Source organism: Polaromonas sp. P1_E1_2 (genome assembly GCF_056406035.1).
The window spans coordinates 1-1556 of sequence record NZ_JBFUAZ010000793.1 but is presented as its reverse complement, the minus strand read 5'-3'; the positions used below and the strand labels follow the sequence as shown (position 1 = coordinate 1556).

General features: G+C 63.3%; 3 protein-coding genes. All 3 read left to right on the top strand.

Annotated features, from left to right (window positions below; translation table 11 throughout):
• On the top strand, nucleotides 1-375 hold a 375-nt coding region (locus tag AC1D1P_RS22955), incomplete at its 5' end, for a Rossmann-fold NAD(P)-binding domain-containing protein (protein WP_477674583.1).
• Nucleotides 376-500: 125 nt separating this feature from the next.
• The gene (locus AC1D1P_RS22950) at nucleotides 501-923 is read left to right on the top strand and encodes a universal stress protein (protein WP_477668107.1); all 423 of its coding nucleotides are present in this window, start codon (nucleotides 501-503) and stop codon (nucleotides 921-923) included.
• A 115-nt stretch (nucleotides 924-1038) separates the two neighbouring features.
• Nucleotides 1039-1556, top strand: a 518-nt coding sequence (locus AC1D1P_RS22945; RefSeq protein WP_477674582.1) for an alpha/beta hydrolase, incomplete at its 3' end; no start/stop codon positions are given.

The following is a 1556-nucleotide window of genomic DNA, read 5'->3' as shown; positions in this document are numbered from 1 at the left end:
GTGCACGACGCCGATGCCGCGCTGGCCGACTGCCCGCTGGCCGTTACCTGCACGCCGGCTGCCGCCGTAGTCCTCAGCGCGCTGCCCCGGCCTGACGGCTTCATCAGCGCCGTTGGGGCTTTCACCCCGGCCATGATGGAACTGAGCGCCGCGTTATGCCAATACTTCGCGGCGAAGGGTTCGGTGTTTGTCGACGCGGCTGATGCCATCCACGAGGCAGGGGACCTGCTGCAGGCCGGACTGGACGTGGGCCGCTTCGCCACACTGGCCGATGTGATCCGCCAGGACCTCAAAAAACCCGCCGGGCCAGTGCTGTTTAAAAGCTGCGGCTGGGCGGGCTGGGACTTGGCCGCGGCACGGACAGCGCTGGCTTGAACGGCGCCAAGTCGGCACCTGGAGCCAAGCCATTTTCCCCGGACTGCAAGACGAAAACAGGCGCTCACCTACAGCGGCACGAGGGCGCTGGTGTTACGCTGATCCGATCACACCGGAGAAAAACCATGAAGATTCTGTTCGCCGCCGATGGCAGCAAGTACACCAAAAAGGCCCTGGCCTTTCTGGTGAACCACGATGAACTCGCCGGTGCCGAAGGCGAAGTGGTGGTGATCAATGTGCAGGCTCCCGTGCCGGGGCGCGTCAAGACCATGCTGGGTTCGGCCAACGTCACCGCCTACCACACCGAAGAATCGCAGAAGGTGCTGGCGCCGATCGAGCGCTTCCTCCAGCGCCACAAGATGGCGTTTAAAACCCTCGCCGTGGTCGGCTCGCCCACCGCCGAAATACTGCGTGCCGCCAAGCGCGAAAAAGCGCACCTTATCGTGATGGGCACACACGGCCAGGGCCTGCTCAGCCGCGCGCTGATCGGCAGCGTGGCCCAGCGCGTGGTCGCCGAGTGCGAGATTCCGGTGTTGCTGGTCAAGTAACAAGGTTCACCGAGGCCCAGTCCCGCCCCCGGCATCCGTTGAGCCGCTGCGTGAGAGCGCTTTCACGCGTCCGGGATTTACCGGATACTTGCCCTCACACAACAAGGAGCTCAAGATGGAGACAGGCATGGGGTTCAAGTCGATTCGCAAACTGCTGGGCTGGTTTTTACTGGCACTTGTTGCGGCTGGMGCACCGCTGTCGTTTGCCAGCGAGGTCACCGTCAGGTCCTTCAACTCAAAGGCCTTGAACACAGACTACCGCTACACCATTTACCTGCCGGACGGCTATGAGAGCGGCCGGCTGCGCTACCCGGTGCTGTTTCTGCTGCACGGCAACGGCGGCGACCACAATGACTGGCTGGTTAAAGGCCAGGTCCAGGCGACCATGGACACGCTGGTCAGGGAAGGCCGCGTCCAGCCGGCCATCATCGTGATGCCGGGCGGCGGCTCCACCTGGTGGGTGGACGGCAACAAGGACAAGGCCGAAACCGCGCTCATCAAGGAGCTCATCCCGCACATCGACACCAACTTCAGGACCATCACCACGCGTGAAGGCCGCATGATCGCAGGGCTGTCCGCCGGCGGTTTCGGCACGGTGAACGCCGTTTTCAAGTACCCGGAACTGTTTGTTTC

Coding starts and splice junctions, on each gene's coding strand:
- AC1D1P_RS22950 (WP_477668107.1), top strand. CDS start 501: ATGAAGATTCTGTTCGCCGCCGATGGCAGCAAGTACACCAAAAAGGCC.